Origin of the sequence: Paraburkholderia sp. JHI869, assembly GCF_038900775.1 — a bacterium.
Lineage (GTDB): Bacteria > Pseudomonadota > Gammaproteobacteria > Burkholderiales > Burkholderiaceae > Paraburkholderia.
This window is the reverse complement of sequence record NZ_JAYMSC010000040.1, coordinates 1-16,558: the sequence shown is the minus strand read 5'-3', so window position 1 is coordinate 16,558 and position 16,558 is coordinate 1. Positions and strand designations below refer to the sequence as shown.

The window sequence follows — 16,558 nt, the reverse complement described above, 5'->3', positions numbered from 1 at the left end:
AAAGCCGAGACACCAGTGTCGGTCGATGGACGAGATGCAGAGCGCAGGGCGAGTGCATTTATCGACCTCGTACTTTCGACGTACTCACAAACGTGCTCGCTCGCAGCCGGATCGCGTTGGTTCAAAATGGACGATAGTCGAGCTAAAGCTATCCAGTGCCTGTTGATCAATCATTTGTTTTGGATTCCTTTGTACATTTCCGCACAACCCTTAGATGCCCAGGAGAGGACTCGGAGTTCGCATTCAGTGCATTGATTTGATGCGAATTTTTCTGTATATGGCTCCATCAATGTACTCATTGACGTACTCGTCTGCTGCTGACTATAAAAGCACGCCGTTTGTCGTGCAACAACCATCTGACACTACCTCCGATCCGGTGACACCGCGTAGCCGCCTTCGCGGCTTTAATCTGGCTTCTGCAAGCGCCCGTGCGTGCCGGATAACGGAGCAACGAGGCGAGAGCGGATAGACCACCTCCTCATCAGTTTGCCCGGTCAGTTGAGTCGGGATTTTCGACCGGTGCTCCGGAATTCTTTGGTTTCGAATAGGGATTCACGGCGTGTCCAGTGGGAAATAATAGATGATAAGACTCGAATTTCGTCCTAATACGAGAATGACATGGCCTGCGTTTGAGCGGACTGTGTCGGTACCGATTTTATCAAAACGACTAGAAGCCACGCTCCCTGTCTTATGAATTTCTGGAAAAGGTATATTCCTGAAGTGAAACTTATGGGTTGGCCGAGACAACGTGGTCACCCGTCAATTTGAACGCCGCACCGGCGTCCCTCAAAGGTATTGCGATGCCTACGCGGCACGAAGGCGAGAGCCGGAAACGCTCAAGTGACGCACCTGAAGCTACCAGCTCGTGGCACTCCGAGGGGCAAGGTCATCGATAGCGGGTGCGCCTTGTGCTCATCGGCTTTGAAAATCTTCCGTCTGCTCCAGGGAGTTTGTGTTCTTACGATCGCGGCGCGTCCAGTGGCTGGAATAGGTGATGAGTTAAAATTGTATATTGATACAAGCGCGCCGAGGTTTGATTCGGCCCAGTCCGTAACAGTACTGATTTTATCAAGCGGATTAGCCACCGCTCTGATACAGCGCTTTAGTCAAGCTCGAATGCTGATCGCATACGCATGATAATTTGAATTTGCCATTTTGATAAATCGTAAGCCATCTATACTTATTCTGCAATGAGAGCATCTTCATCGACGCGCAACTGGACCACCGAACCGTTTCCGGGTTGGCTGTGGATCTCGAGGCGGGCGTCCATCATTCTCGCCCGATCGGCCATCCCCAGTAGTCCATACGACCCAGGGCGCCGCTCCAACATATCAAACCCTTTTCCATTGTCGCTGACTACGAGCTCAATCTTAGAATTTGATGTGATCAATGTGATTTCTACGTGCGAGGCGGCGGCGTGGCGAGCGATATTCGTCAGTGACTCTTGGGCTATGCGAAAAATCCCCGTAGCATGGATTTCAGATAAACGCGGTTCACGGCCCTTCACATACAGACGACATGAAATCTGTGAACGTCGTCTGAAGTCGTTGGCCAGCCACTCGAGTGCTGGTACGATCCCGAAATCCAACGCAGCGGGCCGCAACCGGTTCACCACACTGCGAGCCGCCCCCATGATCGACTCGACGAGCATTTTCATTTCTTCGGCCTTTTGCACCGCAATTGAATCGGGCGACAAGTTGTCCCTCAACAGCGACACTTCAAGTCTCAGAGCAGTGACCAGTTGCCCCAGCTCGTCGTGGATCTCCATTGCGATTCGTTTCCGTTCACCTTCCCGAGCGGCTTCCAAGTACCTGCACAAAGCTTGTGGCTGAGAGAAAGCGGGTGTTCTTCGTTTGGTGTCTTTGCACATTGGACCGACCTCAAGTTGAAGAGACTTTTTCGATGATAGGACTATCGCATTCTCACCAAAAATGACGTGTGAGATTCCCGGTCACGCAGTCAATTTAAATGTCGCAACGGCGTCCTTCAACTTCCAAGCTTGTTCGTCGAGCGACTGCGCGGCTGCAGCCGATTGCTCGACGAGTGCAGCGTTCTGCTGCGTCACGTCGTCCATTTGCGACACGGCTTGATTGATCTGTTCGATGCCTCGGCTCTGTTCCATCGACGCAGTCGCGATTTCGCTCACGATGACCGATACACGCTCTATGGCCTGCTCGACATCTCCAATCATTACGTTCACTTTGCCGGCTTGGGCTACGCCGCCCTGAATTATTGCGAGGGATGAGGCAATGAGTTCCTTTATCTCCTTGGCGGCGGACGCCGACCGTTGGGCGAGCCCTCGGACCTCGTTCGCCACGACGGCGAAACCGCGTCCGTGATCGCCCGCACGAGCGGCCTCAACGGCTGCATTAAGTGCAAGTATGTTCGTCTGGAACGCTATGCCTTCTATCAAGCTAGTGATATCGGCAATTTTCGTGGACCTGCCGCTTATCTCCGCGATCGTGCTTACCAAATCCTGCACCGCTTCGTTCCCGGATTTGGCCATGGCGGAGGCATGCGCGCCAAGAGAATTTGCCTCTCGTGCGTTGTCTGCGTTTTGCCTGACAGCTTCGGTCAATTCCGTCATGCTGGCTGCAGTCTCCTGGAGCGACGCGGCCTGCTCCTCTGTGCGTGCTGAGAGTTCGTCGTTTCCTTGCGCAATCTCTCGACTCCCAAGCGCGACTGTTTCAGCATAGTGGCGTACGCTCTCGACAACGTGCCTGAGACCGATATGCATCTCTCTCATTGCCACAATCAAGCTACCTGGAGGTGCACCGAGAACTACAGGCTCGCTCGATAGATCACCTTGCGCGATCGTAGAAGCGACTTCTCGTGCGGTAACCGGTTCCGCGCCCAAGTCATGCAGCAGGCTTCGAGATAGAGCGAGCCCAACCCCAAACAGTATGGCAGTCGAAACTGTCAGGACGATCACTAGGGTCACCTTCGCTCTCTCATACGTCGTGACAGCTTGCAGTTTCTGTTCCGCGTTACGTGCCGTTTGGAATTGCGTGAAGTGCGTGATCGTATCTTGAAGTGCTTGCAACGACGGTGCGGCTCGATCGACCAACCACTGAGCAGCTTCGTCGCGCTGCCCGTTCCGTGCCAACGTCACGAAGCGATCGAAGTCAGGCACCGCCCGCTTATCGTTAGTCTCGAAGATTGCGTCTATCAGTTCAGTGGCCTCAGGAGACCCGAGCGTTATCTTACGCAGCGCTTCTCGGTCAGTCATGAATTTTTGTTTTGCATCATAACCGCGCGCAGTGAAAGATGAGATCGCGTTCGCATCGGTTATAAGCAATATTGTTTTTATGGAGTCCATCCCGATAAAAACCTGACGAGAGAGGTCTTCCGCCAATGCCAATTTTACGTTTCCATCGTCGACGATTCGAGAGAGGCGAGTGTTGGATTCTCGAAGTTTATCCAACGAAACGGCACCTTCCATGGCGAATAGGAGGAATAAGGTGCCGAACGATATAAGGAGGCGTGTAGAAACGCTAAGCGTCTTTTTTTTCATTATTTCTCTCCCCGTTAATCCGGTATGGTCCATGGAATCGAATCTTTATCGAATGAGACGCGGATATTCAACGCGGCTTCGGTGCCAACCCGATACCCGCATTCTCACCAACGGCGAACGAATCGTCGGCGTCCTTACTGCTTCGAAGCGGGGCGGTTAAAGGCTGTTGCTATCCGCGAATTTCTCGTAGAAGAGCCTATGTTTGTCGAGAAGTTCGGTCGACAGCCACACTTTGATCGCCTCCACCATCGGAGGTGGCCCGCACAAGTACATGTCGACCGAATTGGCGTCCAGGAACGCGCGGTCGAAATGCTGTGGAATAAGCCCCGTCTTGCCCAGCCATTCTGCGGAGGGGTTCATTACGACAATCTCGCATTGGAAGTTCGCGATTCTGTCTTCATAACGTGCAAGGCGCTCGAGTTCGCACAAATCACGCGCGTTGGTTACGCCGTAGTAGAGGCGGATCGGCTGGCCGCAGGCGCCGTTCTGTGCAAGGTCGTCAAGCATGCCCAAAAACGCGGATAAGCCGGTGCCACCGGCAACCAGAACTAACGGGCGCTCGATCTGTCGCAGATAAAAAGCTCCGAACGGCGCTTCGAACTCGATCGTTTGCCCTGGCTTGCATCGATCGCGTATGTAATTGCTCATTGCGCCGTCTGGGAGGAGCCGGATAAGAAACTGCAACTGGTTGCTGTCATCGGGCCGGTTCGCGAACGAGTAGGACCGCCAGACATCCGCTTCGGGCACCTTGAGGCGTGCATATTGTCCGGGGAGGAAGTCGAGCCGTCGCGTGTGCGAACTCGCATCGAGATGCAAAATTGCGGTTGTTTCGGAAACCTGCTGTACACCGGCGACGCGTCCGGACAGGAGCGAGGTGCCTCCGGCGTTACACAGGCTTGAATCGAAATCGAAATAGAAGGACGCGTCCGACTGCAAGCGCGTCTGGCAAGAAAGAATCTTGCGTTGCGCGAGGTCAGCAGAGGTAAGCGTCTCCTCGTCAACATAATCCTGCGTGTAGCTGCCTGATTCGCAGCGTCCCTGGCAGGTGCCGCATACGCCTTCTCGGCAATCAAGGGGAATGTTTACCCCGTTGCGCAACGCAGCGTCGAGTAAAAGCTCGTCGCCCCGGGCGTCGAAGAACACGGTTTTGCCGTCGGCAAAACTAAAAGCAACTTTGTAGCTCATGGGCAGGCACTCCGCTCAAAGATGGTAAAAGTCGAGCACCGCGTTGATGGTGTCGTTGAGCAGCAGCACGTGCTTCTTGGTGATCCTCCAACTTTGACCGTGTTCGCGCAGGTGGTAAGTAGCCCGCCCGAAGAAGTACTCGCCTATGCCTTGACGAGCATAAAACGTTGCCCAGTTCACCTTCACCTCATAGTTACCGCCTTCGCACGGGGTGATGCGCACGTTGGTGATCTGATGCATCGTTCGCGGCAGCGGCGTCGATGCAGCGGATTTGCCGGTTCGCAAGCGAAAGACGCGGTCTTCTAGACCCGTGCGGTTCGAATAGTAGATCAGCGACATACCGCGTTTCGGGTCGCTCGTATATTCGTGCTCGGAGTCCCACTGCGGTACGTGAAATTCGCTGTTCTCGTCGAACAGATCGAGATATTCGTCCCAGAGTTGGGCGTCGCAAAGCTCCGCCATGCGATAAAGAAACTGCTCGACTGAATGTTGCAGCGCTTGCATGGTTTAAGCCTCCTCGGTATCGCTGGATTTTTGCGAGAGTCCTTTCAACAGCGACTCTTCCCACGCTCCATGCTGGTTCACATATAAGCCCTCATGTGTGAGTTCCGTTCCAGTGAGACGTGGCTTGATGCCGAGTAGGCGTGTGTTCTCGGTCTCGCCCGTCACCCAACGATGATGGCCGCGCGAGATATCGCTCCATCGTTCGAGCCGCGCCTGAAAGCCGCGTTGCTGTTCCCGGAACTCGACGAGGTCGTCTGGCGTGCCCATGCCGGATACGTTGAAGAAGTCCTCGAACTGGCGGATGCGATTCTCGCGGTCCTGATCTGATTCGCCCTTTACACCAATACACTGGCTGATCACTTCCGTTTTGTTCCAGGCCACTGGCCGCACGATGCGAAGCTGAGAACTGATTTGATCCATAAAAAAGAGGCTCGGATAGATGTTCAGATTGCGCAGTCGATGCATCATCCACTCAGCCTTCTGTTGGCCGTGAGCTTCAACGAGGCGCGGTGTCACGCTCGCATAGCCCGGACGTACCTCTGGATTTGGCATGTCGCTGAATAGCACACTGTGGCCGTTCGCGAATGTGAACCACCCATCGTCGGTATCCGCGTCGCCCGCACCGAGCTTGCTGTAGTCGAGGGTTGCGCTCGGCTTCCCATCCTTCTTCGCGTTCGATTCCTGGCGATGCTGAACCGTGGCAACGTAGTTGTAGTGCACAGTACTGACGTGGTAGCCATCGAGTCCGTTCTCGTTTTGCAGCTTCCAGTTCCCGTCATAGGTGTAGGTCGATTTGCCGGGCAGAACTTCGAGTTCCCCCGTAGGCGATTGCTCGACCATCATGTCGAAGAAGATGCGAGCATCGCCGAGGTAATCCTCGAGCGTATCGGTGGCTTCGACGTCCAGGCTTACGAACACGAAGCCCTTGTAGCTCGCTATCCGTGCCTTCTTCAGTCCTCGCGTTGCCTTGTCGAAATCGTCGCAGTACTCGCCCGGAGCCTTCACTTTGACGAGCCGGCCATCGCTCTTATAGCACCATGCGTGGAACGGGCAAGTGAAAGTGGACTGATTCCCCTTACTCATGCGCGTAAGGGTTGCGCCGCGGTGTTGGCACGCGTTGATCATGGCGTTCAGTTGGCCGCTGGCGTCCCGCGAGATGATCATCGGTTGCCGGCCCGCGCGCATCGTCATGAAATCGTGCGGTTTCGAAATTTCGCTTTCGTGGCAGGCGTAAATCCAGCGCTTCTCGAAGATGAATTCCATCTCCAGGTCGAACAATTGGGGCTCCGTGAACATCTCGCGCGCGATGCGATAGACGCCATCCGCGGGGCGGAAGTCGAGGCATCCGCGAATAAAATCCTGCCACTGCAAAGTGGTTCTTTTGGCGCTCACGATCGTTGCTCCTCCAGCTTTTCTCGGGCTTATGAATGGGTGCTTGGTAGATAGGATTGGACACCGGACGAGGCGCCGGCACTATCCGCTTGGTGGGCGTCCTTTATCCATTTTTTTGCCTCTTGGCGAGCGGACATCTACCCGTCGGGGAAGACCGCACCGAAGTGCCGCGGGAACGCGCCAGGCTCGCTAGTGGCAGACGTCCATTCGTCCCACCTTTGCCAAGCTGACTTATCGGCCGCAGCGCTTCTTTTCGGTTGCGGAATCGTCTATTCTCTAAGCTTCAGGTACAGGTATTGCGAGCAATGTCTTCTACGGCTGCTAACGATGGCTACGGAATTCAAGCCTCGCGTCACGACTTAGACGGGGCGCGGGATTGGATGGCCTTGATCTGCGGCCCGCACGGGCTCGAAGTACGTCACCCCGGCGATGTGCGATTTCGTCACTCAGGCACTGTACTGCGCTCCACGGCATGTACGCTTGGCTACGTGGAATACGGCACCGACGTAACGGTCTTGGTGCGGAAAGGCGCTCCGCTGAATTGCTACAGTATTAGTCTTCCACTTACCGGCGAGCAGAAACTCGCGATGCGTGGTCGCTTGTGGTCATCGGACGAGGGAAAAGGTCTGATCGTTTCCCCTGAGGAAACCCAAGAACTGGCGATCGGAGGGAACTGCCGCAAGATTATCGTTTCGATTCCGCGGCCGGCGCTACGCACAGTGCTTGAGACCCTATTGCAGCGGCCGCTCGATGGGGCGCTGGTTTTTCAGCCGGATATGGATGCCGCGAATGGAGATCAGGCGGCATGGTGGAGGTTGGTCAAATTTGTGCTGCGCGAGATGGAGCAGTCGGCTCCGCTACTGAACCACTCCTATCTGACAGGTGACATCGAGCATGCGCTGCTTAAGGGGCTCTTGTTGTCTCAGCCTCACAATTATTTTGAAGAACTCGCTACATTGCGGTCTGCTCCGCCGCACTACCTTCGGCGTGCCCGTCAGTTCATCGTCGACAACGCGCGTAACGACATCGCACTCCAAGACATAGAACGTGCGGCTGGGGTATCGCGTCACAGGCTTTTCGACGCCTTCAGGCAACATTTCGGGCAATCGCCTATGGCATTTGTGCGAAGGTTTAGGCTCGAGGGCGCGCGGCGTGACCTGCTCGAACATCGCTCTGAACACAATGTCTCCTCGATCGCGATGAGCTGGGGTTTCTCGCACCTAGGGCGATTCTCTTCTGAGTATAAGGATCTGTTTGGCGAAACCCCGTCTCAGACGCTGAAGCGCACTCGCGTACGTTAGCCGGGTGCGCGTTTCCTGATGTTGGAAGAGAACTCGACTGCATTGGTCCTCTCGTGCAGCAGGCAAAGCGGCGGCGTTGGGCCGCCTGTGACAATCACTTCGCGGCTGACGCGCGGTTGCGGTTGACTACCTGATTGTCCTTGCCATGGACCAGGGCAGTCAGCGCGATATCGAACTTGATATCTTTGTAGCCGTCAGCCTTCAATCCTAGCGCTGCCCCACCTGCCTTTTCGACGACAGGCGGAATGAGTTCTTCACGGGTCGCGTACGCGAAGTCATCCCAGATCAGCGGGTCGCCCTCGATATTGAACTGCGTAGTCAGTTTGCGGAAGTTGGGGGTGGTGACGAAGAAATGAACGTGTCCAGGGCGGTTGCCGTGACGATCGACTGCGTTAAGCAATTGTTGAGTCGGGCCCTGCGGCGGGCATCCGTAGCCAACGGGCATCAGCGTACGGAATTCGTACTTGCCATCGGCCCCGGTTCTCACCGCACCACGCAGGTTGAACTGGCTTTGAGAACCTGTAGGATCGAAGTGCGAATAGAAGCCCTTCGAGTTGGCATGCCAGCATTCGACTACGGCATTGGCGACCGGCTTGCCGTCGGGGCCTGTGACGGTGCCGTGGATCACCAGCGGGCCTGCATCCGGATCCGGGTCGATATCGATCTTCGATACGCCATCGCGCACCGGCGCGCCCGCGAGGTAAAGCGGGCCTTCGATCGTACGGGGCGTGCCTCCGTTGATGCCAGCGTTCCTGTCCGCTGCATCCATTCGAATGTCGAGATACTTCTCCAGCCCGAGGCCGGCAGCGAGCAACGCCGCTTCGCCTTGTTGGCCGAGCACGTTCAGGTAGTTGATGCCGGCCCAAACCTCATCGGGCGTGATGTCGAGATCGTCGATAGCCTTGAACAGATCGCTCAACAACCGGTGCAGAATCGCCTTGAAACGGAGGTTGCCGTTTTCCCCCTCAAGGTTGACCGCAGCCTTCAGCAACTCTTGTACTTCGTTTGTATCGAACACCTTGGTGCTCATGATGATTGTCTCCACTACGTATGGGGGCAAGAACCGTTAGGACGCACTCGCCCTCGAAAGAGCGCCCCTTACTGAAAATCAGGCGTCGTCGCTATGAATGGACGACGGATGGCGACACAAGGCCGTCACTACCACATCACCCGTGATCCTTAGTCATCGTGTCAACGACCGCTCGGAGTACATCGACCTCATCAAGCGATTGGGGCAGGAGATTTACACTTCCGATCGATCGCGGCCGGACGCCTCATAGGCATGGCCAAAGTCGTCCCTCAATCGCTCGACTGACCTTGTCCGCGGATTGTGCGTCGAAAGCAAGGCGCTTATCCGCCTTTGCTACGGCCTGCGAACTTGCGCGTACGTTATCAGAACCGTGTCGTCATCCCGACCCGCACAATGGCTTGCGACGGTGTACTGGATGGTACGAATACGGCGTTGATCTGCGCGGTGCTTCCCTGGGTTGCTCGCTGGTACACGGCGGATGCATAAACGCTGGTGCGTTTCGACAATAGGTATTGCAGCATGGCGCTCAACTGATGCGCGTGGTTGTCGTCAACCACTGAGTTGCCCTTCATATATGAATATGCGCCGCTTAGCGACCAACTGCTATTCATTTCCCAGAGTTCCCCGAGTTCCGCTTGCCAGACTGCGGCTCCATTCGCATCGTTATGTACTGTGGTGAACAATGCTGTCGCCGTCACGGTGCCAAGACGGTAGTGGCTTCCGACTCCCCAGTTGCGAACGCTGACCTGCCCGGACGCCGTCGCGTCTTTCACCAGGGTGTATGCCGCGTTCGCGCCGAACGCACCGTTCACATAGCTCAGTCCGAAGCTGGAGGCGTTGCCCGTCCCGATCGAACCTGCCACATTCCCGAAGCCGTACATTGCACCAACGGATAGCCCGTGAAACGAAGTGCTTTGATACTTTACGGAATTCGTGATCCGCTCACCGGCCAGCCGGTCCCAGTCGAATGCTCCGGTGGGATTGCCAGGTAAGCCTAATTTATCGAATGGCCCATTGCGAAATTGATAGAGGCCCGATGTAAAGCTTGCGGCATCAGTCAGCCCGCCGAATAGGGAATCGGTCATGAAGTCGTACTGATTGCCGAACGTGAGGCGACCCAGTCGATTATCGTCCAGGCCAACGTATGCCGTCCTGCCGAAAAATCCCTGGCCGGGCAGCGTAGATCCACTTCCCAAAACGAACTGATTTGTGAGATTGAAGACAGCCTGTGTCCCGCCTCCGAGGTCTTCTCTACCACTAAGTGTCAACAAGTTTGGCACAAAAATGCCATCGTCAAATTTGAGATTTCCGCTTCCGCCCTCGTTGCTGACGTACGAGACGCCGGCGTCGATCAGTCCACTTAGTGTTACGCTGGATTGCGCATGACAGTTTTGGGCCGCACATAGGCAAAGTGCAACTGCTTGCCAATGAAACTTCTTCGGCATAGAGTCTCCTTCTTGATTCTTAATCGAATTATTCTGTCCGCCGATACAGCAGATATACCAATGGCGGGTTGCTTTCGTCTCTTGAAACACCGGTCGATCAGCGATGGCTGGTTCGAGCGCAATTTGGGGTTGCTGGGTCTTGGGAAGGCGTGATCGAATGGCATAACTGCCATGACGAGCTGCAGGCGGCGACGTCATGGCGAGACCTAAAATTGTGAAACGTCTCGGTCTTCAGTGGTGACTAATCCGCTATGAGAATTCGATCAGCTCGCTCTCAAATCGAGAACCAGGGCTTGACGACGGTATCTTGCACGGTGATCGCCTTGACATGCGAATACATATTGAGCGTTTCGCGGCAATGTTCGGTGCCGATGCCGCTCTCCTTGAAGCCGCCGAATGGCGAGCCGCTAGTTAGGTTGAAGTAGTGGTTGATCCAGACGTTGCCAGCTTCGAGGCGATCAGCAGTCCGCATCGCGTTTGCCAGGTTCGACGTATAGATGCCCGACGCCAGACCATATCTCACGTCATTGGCTTGGCCAATCATCGTTTCGTAGTCGCTCCAGCGAATCAGGCTCAGCACAGGGCCAAAAATTTCTTCCTGCGCGACGCGCATACGGTTCGTTGCTTCGAAGACAGTGGGCTGAATGAAATATCCGTGTTCGCAGCCTTGAACCTTGACTCGATCACCGCCGGCGATCAGCTTCGCACCCTCCGCCTTGCCGATGTCGATGTAGTCCAGGACGCGTTGACCTTGAGTCGACGACACGAGATTGCTGACTCGCGTGCGGCCATCCATCGGGTCGCCCACCTTGATGCGGCTCGCGGCGTTGGCTAGCTTGTCGGAAAACGTTCCGTAAATATCGTCGTGCACAAAGACTCGTGTACCGGCGAGGCAAGATTGACCGTTACAATACGTGCCGCCGAACAGCACATTGTCGACGACCGCATCGATGTCCTCGATGTCGGGAAAGACGATATTGGGGCTCTTGCCGCCAAGTTCGAGCGAGACCGGTACGAGCCGATCGGCGCCCGCGCGTGCGACGATGCGTCCGACTTCGGAGCTGCCGGTGAAGGCGATTTTTTTCACCTTGGGGTGTGCTGTCAGCGCCGCACCAACTTCTTCGCCGAAGCCGGGCACGACATTCACGACTCCCGGCGGAAAGATCTTGCTGGCGATCTCGGCGAATTCGAGGGTCGAAAGCGATGCGTTCTCGTCGGGCTTCAGTACGACGGTATTGCCCGCCGCCAACGCCGGCGCAACCTTCAGCGCGACCATGATCGCCGGTACGTTCCACGGAATGATTTGCCCAACGACGCCGATCGGCTCGCGCTTTGCCAGCAAGTAGCCATCCGGGATCGGCCGACCATAGCCTTCATGTGTGAGGATGGCTCCAGCGAAGTAGCGATACTGCTCGATCGCGATCCGGTAATCGTGCATAACTTCGCTGTAAACACGGCCGATATCCGCTGTGTCGATCGTAGTCAACCGTTCGACATCGGCTTCCAGGGCGTCGGCCAGCTTCAGTAGCAGCGACGAACGCTCCTCGAAGCCGGTCGCGCGCCATGCATGGAAGGCTGCCTCTGCCGCTTCGACGGCCAATGCGACATCGTCGGCGTTGCAGCGCGCGATATCAGCCAGGTGTGCGCCCGTCGAAGCATTGATTGCAGGAAAGGTCTCTCCCTTGATAGGGGTGAATGCGCCGGCGATAAACGCACCGTAGGATTGCTTCAGTCCCAGTTCCATAGATTTCTTCTCAGTGATCGTTGATGATTTAAAGGTCTGGTCAGTCCCGCACGAGGACTCGGCGGGAAATTCTTAAATGCGCTAGTCGAGCGACAGTGATCGCTTTCTTCAACGGTTGCATTTTTTTTGCACCGATAGGCTGCGAACACAATGTGAAACCAGGGTGCTCAGGCAGTGGGGGCCGGTGCATGGTCCCGAACACTCTCCTGCGTCATACTGCACCGGCGCAGAGGATGCCCGAAAGGACGAAAGGCGCAGCGATATCCGAATTGCGCATTCAGGACCTCGGGGATTTCCCTGGCACAAGAGTGCCATCGCTAACTTGCATCTCAGGGTCCGGCAGGCTCTGTATCCAATGCTTTCCGTATGGCAGGCAAATGACGCACAATGACGCTGTTTCTGCTACGGAGTGTCCGAGATGCCAACACCTCACCCGGAAGACTCTACCGGTCAAATGGGTCGCCTCGTTTCGGCTCGGAATGACCGTAGTTCCGTGACGATCCGTGATCTCGATGAGGCCATTGATTTGGTGGGACGGGTCTATTGTCCTCACAGGATCGAACCAAGTGCGCCAGATCGGAGGATCAATACTGTATTTTGTGTCGCGGGGGCGACGGAACAAGCAGTCGTGCACCTGCGTTATTCGGCGCCGGTAGTCGTCAATGCCGGGCGTTTTCCGAATCTACTGCTTTTGATGTCTGCATCGTCCGGCGCGGCTCGCGCCGAGCAAAACGGCAATAGCATCTCTTGGCGCGCAGGCCAGACTGTTCCACTGTCGCCTGGGCGGGAGACCATCTTCCGTTTCGATCACGCGTTCGCCCAAAATTCGCTGCGCGTCAACGTTGAACAGCTCGAACGCACGTGTGCGTCGTTGCTCGGCTACCCACTTGAAAAGCCCATCGCATTCGAACTTTGTCCGCTGCCGAAAGCATTCGAAGCCGTCTGGCAAGATGCGTTGAGAGTGCTATGCACGATCACATCGTCAGGCATAGCCTTGACGCCGACTGCCGCCGAATCGCTGGACAATTTCTTGTTGTCGACGATTCTGCACGGCCATCGACACAATTTTTCGGAGCAACTCGAGCGCCCAGTTCCCGCCGCGACGCCGAGAGTCGTCGCTTCGGCCAAGCAACTGTTCAGTGAACGAGCGGAATCCGGAACCACGGTTGCGGCTGTGGCTCGCGAGCTCGGGGTCAGTATTCGAACGCTGCAGAATGGGTTTCAGAAGGTCGATCAGACAACACCTTCTGCTTTTCTGCGAAGGTCGCGTCTAGACGCCGCACATCGGATTCTCACGTCCGCAACCGACGATACGTCGGTCACTGATGTTGCCTTGCGGCTGGGGTTCGCCCACGTCGGCCGGTTCAGTGCGGACTATCGGCTGGCTTTTGGGGAGCCACCAGCGGCGACGTTGCGTCGCTATCGCCCGCGGTGAGGTGATGCCCCCGTCGACGTTCGACAACGGGGCAGTGCGGAGAGGCGCTACTCATTTAAGCAGATTTCGTACAGCGGCGGGCGCCGGTCGTTGAACTTCCGCCGCCGAACGTTTTCGTCGACGACATCGGAGCCCGCCAAAAACGGGGCAGTACCATGCAGCTGGATATTAGTTCCGGCCAGCCATCACACCACCGTCGACATCCCATATCGCACCGGTAACCCAGCTCGCCTTGTCCGAGAGTAGGAACGTGACCACTTCCGCGACATCCCGCGGCGTGCCTACGCGGCCGATCGGGTGGAAGCTATTGAAGCCCTGCAGCGCTGTGCACTTCCGCCTTCGGGATGAACCCTTCGTAGATCGGGGTTTGGACTACTGCTGGCGATACCCCGTTGACATGGAAGTGCTTCGGAGCCAATTCCATCGCGAGGTGCTGAGTCAGCGAATGCCGACCGGCATTCGCCATGGAGTATGCCGACGACGGCGTTGCCGCGATGGCTTGCTTCGCCCACATCGAGCCGATATTGACGATCGCACCGGGGCGGGCCTTGGCGACCAGATTAGCGGCGACTTTCTGCGTGATAAAGAAAAACGCTTTGTTCAGCTTCATGTACTGATCGTAGTCCGCATCCTGGTGCTCGAGGAACGGCTTGGGAAAGATGCCTGCAGCATTGACGAGCAGGTCGATGTCCGCATGCTGCTCGTCGATCGTCTTGAGCAGCGCAGCCAGCCCGTCGTTGCTGGATAGGTCCCGCCGTCAACGCTGTTACCGCGCCGAGCGCGGCGAGCTCCTTACGTGCCTCTTCGGCTTTATCTGCACGGTGCCCGACGATGACCACGCTACCGCCCTCGGCGAGCACCATACGGGCCGTCTCGAGGCCCATTCCACTCGTGCCCCCGACGACAAGCAGCTTATTACCCTTGAATTGATCGCTCATTTAAAATCCCTCCGCCCACCGCTCGGCAGTAAGCGAGTCCACCATACCGTCTCGACGATCTGACCAGAAGTTGCCAGAGTAGTCCCCACCACATCGAGTAGTGGGGACTACTTTGACAACAGAAGCACTGAAGAGATCTGGCCGCAAAGGCATACCGAATCATCCGCTCGAATTCCGGCGCGAGATCGCCAGGCTGGCGAGCGAGCCCGGGGTTTCGGTCGCACGCCTGGCGATGGAACACGGGCTGAACACGAACCTCGTGTTCAAATGGCGCCGGGCGCTGCACGCGGGTGAATACGACCCCGTTGATCTGCTCCCCATAAAGATCAATGCAGCGCTTAGCGAGGTAGCGCCGCCGGCATCGATTCCAGCGCCGGTCGCCGCACCATCAGGGGCTATCGAAATCAGTGTCGGCAATTCCCGGGTGCGTATTGAAGGCGCACCTGACGAAAGTACCTTGATGCTGGTGCTTCGCATGCTGCGCGGTATGCCGGGAGCAGCCGCATGATCGGTCTGCCCAGCCACACACGCGTCTGGCTGGCTGCTGGCGTGACCGACATGCGCTCAGGCTTCAACAGCCTCGCCGCGAAGGTTCAGACCGTACTGGAGCGCGATCCCTTCTGCGGGCACGTCTTCGTGTTTCGTGGCAAACGCGGCGACCTGCTCAAGGTGCTGTGGTGGAGCGGCGATGGCATGTGCCTGCTGATGAAGCGACTCGAGAAGGGGCGCTTCGTCTGGCCTCAAGCCGACGGTGGCGTCATCTGCCTGAGCCCGGCGCAACTAGCGATGCTGCTGGAAGGCATCGACTGGCGGCAACCGACGAGAACGGCACAACCGATCTCAGCGTTGTAAACGTCGTCGCCGGCGCGTAAACTGCCTGCATGACGCGTGCGAACCCACTTCCCGACGATGTCGAAACGCTGAAGGCCATGCTGCTCAGCCAGGAGGCCGCGCTGCGCGAACGCGACGCGCAAGTGCTCCAGTTGCAGGAAACGGTCGACTCGCAACAAGCCGCGTTGGCTTCGCGCGCCGCCGAAGTCGAACACCTGAAGCTGCTCATTGCCAAGCTGCGCCGTATGCAGTTCGGTCGCAAGTCGGAGAAGCTGGACCATCAGATCGAGCAACTCGAACTGCGTCTCGAAGAGCTTGAGGCCGACGAAGGCGCGGCCCCCGTCGAAATCCCGAAGACGCCGCGCACGGCAGTGGAACAGCCACCGCGCAGGCCACTGCCGGAACATCTGCCGCGCGAGATCCAGACGCACCTGCCCGAATCCGCTGGGACGTGCACGCAGTGCGGTGGCCTGATGAAGTCGCTGGGCGAAGACGTCGCCGAACAACTGGAGTACGTGCCGGCCAGCTTCCGTGTCATCCGTCATGTGCGGCCGAAGTTTGCGTGCGCGTGTTGCGACCACATCGCTCAGGCGCCTGCGCCGAGCCGCCCCATCGAACGCGGTCTCGCCGGCCCAGGGTTGCTGGCCCATGTGCTCGTCTCGAAGTTCGCAGACCACGTGCCGCTCTACCGGCAATCGGTCATGTACGCGCGAGAAGGCGTCGAGCTTGATCGCTCGCTGCTGGCGAAGTGGGTCGGTCACGCGGCGACGCTGCTGCAACCGCTCGTTGAAACATTGCGTCGTCACGTGATGTCGGCGACGAAAGTGCATGCCGACGATACGCCGGTTCCAGTGCTTGCTCCGGGCAACGGCAAGACGAAAACCGGTCGCCTGTGGGTGTACGTGCGCGACGATCGTGCATCGGCCGACATGACGCCGCCGGCGGTGTGGTTCGCCTATACGCCGGATCGCAAAGGCATCCATCCACAGCAACACCTCGATTCGTTCAAGGGTACGCTGCAAGCCGATGCATACGGTGGCTACCAGGCCATCTATGAAACCGGGGGCGTTACGGAGGCAGCTTGCTGGGCACACGCTCGACGACAGTTCTACGAATTGCACGCAGCGCGCCCCAATGCGCTGAACACTGAGGCGCTCGAGCGTATCGGCGCGCTATACAGGATTGAGGAAAGTATCAGGGGCAAACCGCCCGACGAGCGCCGTGCCCATCGCCAGGAGC

Annotated in this window: 13 protein-coding genes and 1 pseudogene; 5 read left to right on the top strand and 9 right to left on the bottom strand. The window is 57.1% G+C overall.

Annotated features, from left to right (window positions below; genetic code table 11):
- Positions 1-1,180: 1,180 nt before the first annotated feature.
- From VSR72_RS38410 to antA, 5 genes are all read right to left on the bottom strand, one after another.
- The gene (locus VSR72_RS38410) at positions 1,181-1,870 is read right to left on the bottom strand and encodes a sensor histidine kinase (protein WP_342957436.1); all 690 of its coding nucleotides are present in this window, start codon (positions 1,868-1,870) and stop codon (positions 1,181-1,183) included.
- 81 nt (positions 1,871-1,951) lie between these two features.
- Complete coding sequence (locus tag VSR72_RS38405; RefSeq protein WP_342957435.1) at positions 1,952-3,514, bottom strand: methyl-accepting chemotaxis protein; 1,563 nt, start codon at positions 3,512-3,514, stop codon at positions 1,952-1,954.
- A 156-nt stretch (positions 3,515-3,670) separates the two neighbouring features.
- Positions 3,671-4,699, bottom strand: a complete 1,029-nt coding sequence (antC, locus tag VSR72_RS38400) for an anthranilate 1,2-dioxygenase electron transfer component AntC (protein WP_342957434.1) — start codon at positions 4,697-4,699, stop codon at positions 3,671-3,673.
- A 15-nt stretch (positions 4,700-4,714) separates the two neighbouring features.
- Complete coding sequence (antB, locus tag VSR72_RS38395) at positions 4,715-5,203, bottom strand: anthranilate 1,2-dioxygenase small subunit (protein ID WP_342957433.1); 489 nt, start codon at positions 5,201-5,203, stop codon at positions 4,715-4,717.
- A 3-nt stretch (positions 5,204-5,206) separates the two neighbouring features.
- Positions 5,207-6,595: an anthranilate 1,2-dioxygenase large subunit gene (gene antA / locus VSR72_RS38390; protein WP_342957432.1), complete on the bottom strand. Its 1,389-nt coding sequence runs from the start codon at positions 6,593-6,595 to the stop codon at positions 5,207-5,209.
- 305 nt (positions 6,596-6,900) lie between these two features.
- Between antA and VSR72_RS38385 the strand changes: the two genes are divergently transcribed.
- Positions 6,901-7,896 carry an AraC family transcriptional regulator gene (locus VSR72_RS38385; RefSeq protein WP_342957431.1) on the top strand — a complete coding sequence of 332 codons (996 nt, stop codon included), beginning with the start codon at positions 6,901-6,903 and terminating at the stop codon, positions 7,894-7,896.
- A gap of 94 nt (positions 7,897-7,990) precedes the next feature.
- Here VSR72_RS38385 and catA read toward each other — a convergent pair whose 3' ends face one another.
- From catA to VSR72_RS38370, 3 genes are all read right to left on the bottom strand, one after another.
- Positions 7,991-8,926 (bottom strand): catechol 1,2-dioxygenase, encoded by a 936-nt coding sequence (catA, locus tag VSR72_RS38380; RefSeq protein ID WP_342957430.1) that lies wholly within the window; start codon positions 8,924-8,926, stop codon positions 7,991-7,993.
- Between the two features lie 362 nt (positions 8,927-9,288).
- The gene (locus VSR72_RS38375) at positions 9,289-10,371 is read right to left on the bottom strand and encodes a porin (RefSeq protein WP_342957429.1); all 1,083 of its coding nucleotides are present in this window, start codon (positions 10,369-10,371) and stop codon (positions 9,289-9,291) included.
- 274 nt (positions 10,372-10,645) lie between these two features.
- Positions 10,646-12,115, bottom strand: coding sequence for an aldehyde dehydrogenase family protein (locus VSR72_RS38370; protein WP_342957428.1), 1,470 nt, complete (start codon positions 12,113-12,115; stop codon positions 10,646-10,648).
- Positions 12,116-12,608: 493 nt separating this feature from the next.
- On the opposite strand from VSR72_RS38370, the gene VSR72_RS38365 reads away from it, so the two are divergent.
- Positions 12,609-13,550 carry a helix-turn-helix domain-containing protein gene (locus tag VSR72_RS38365; protein WP_342957427.1) on the top strand — a complete coding sequence of 314 codons (942 nt, stop codon included), beginning with the start codon at positions 12,609-12,611 and terminating at the stop codon, positions 13,548-13,550.
- A gap of 168 nt (positions 13,551-13,718) precedes the next feature.
- Here VSR72_RS38365 and VSR72_RS38360 read toward each other — a convergent pair.
- Positions 13,719-14,488, bottom strand: a pseudogene (locus VSR72_RS38360) (SDR family oxidoreductase).
- 100 nt (positions 14,489-14,588) lie between these two features.
- On the opposite strand from VSR72_RS38360, the gene VSR72_RS38355 reads away from it, so the two are divergent.
- The 3 genes from VSR72_RS38355 to VSR72_RS38345 all read left to right on the top strand — a co-directional run.
- Positions 14,589-14,996, top strand: coding sequence for a transposase (locus tag VSR72_RS38355; protein ID WP_342957426.1), 408 nt, complete (start codon positions 14,589-14,591; stop codon positions 14,994-14,996).
- Positions 14,993-15,340 carry an IS66 family insertion sequence element accessory protein TnpB gene (tnpB, locus tag VSR72_RS38350; RefSeq protein ID WP_342957425.1) on the top strand — a complete coding sequence of 116 codons (348 nt, stop codon included), beginning with the start codon at positions 14,993-14,995 and terminating at the stop codon, positions 15,338-15,340. Before VSR72_RS38355 ends, tnpB begins: the two co-directional genes overlap by 4 nt.
- A 29-nt stretch (positions 15,341-15,369) precedes the next feature.
- Positions 15,370-16,558, top strand: a 1,189-nt coding sequence (locus tag VSR72_RS38345; protein ID WP_342957424.1) for an IS66 family transposase, incomplete at its 3' end; no start/stop codon positions are given.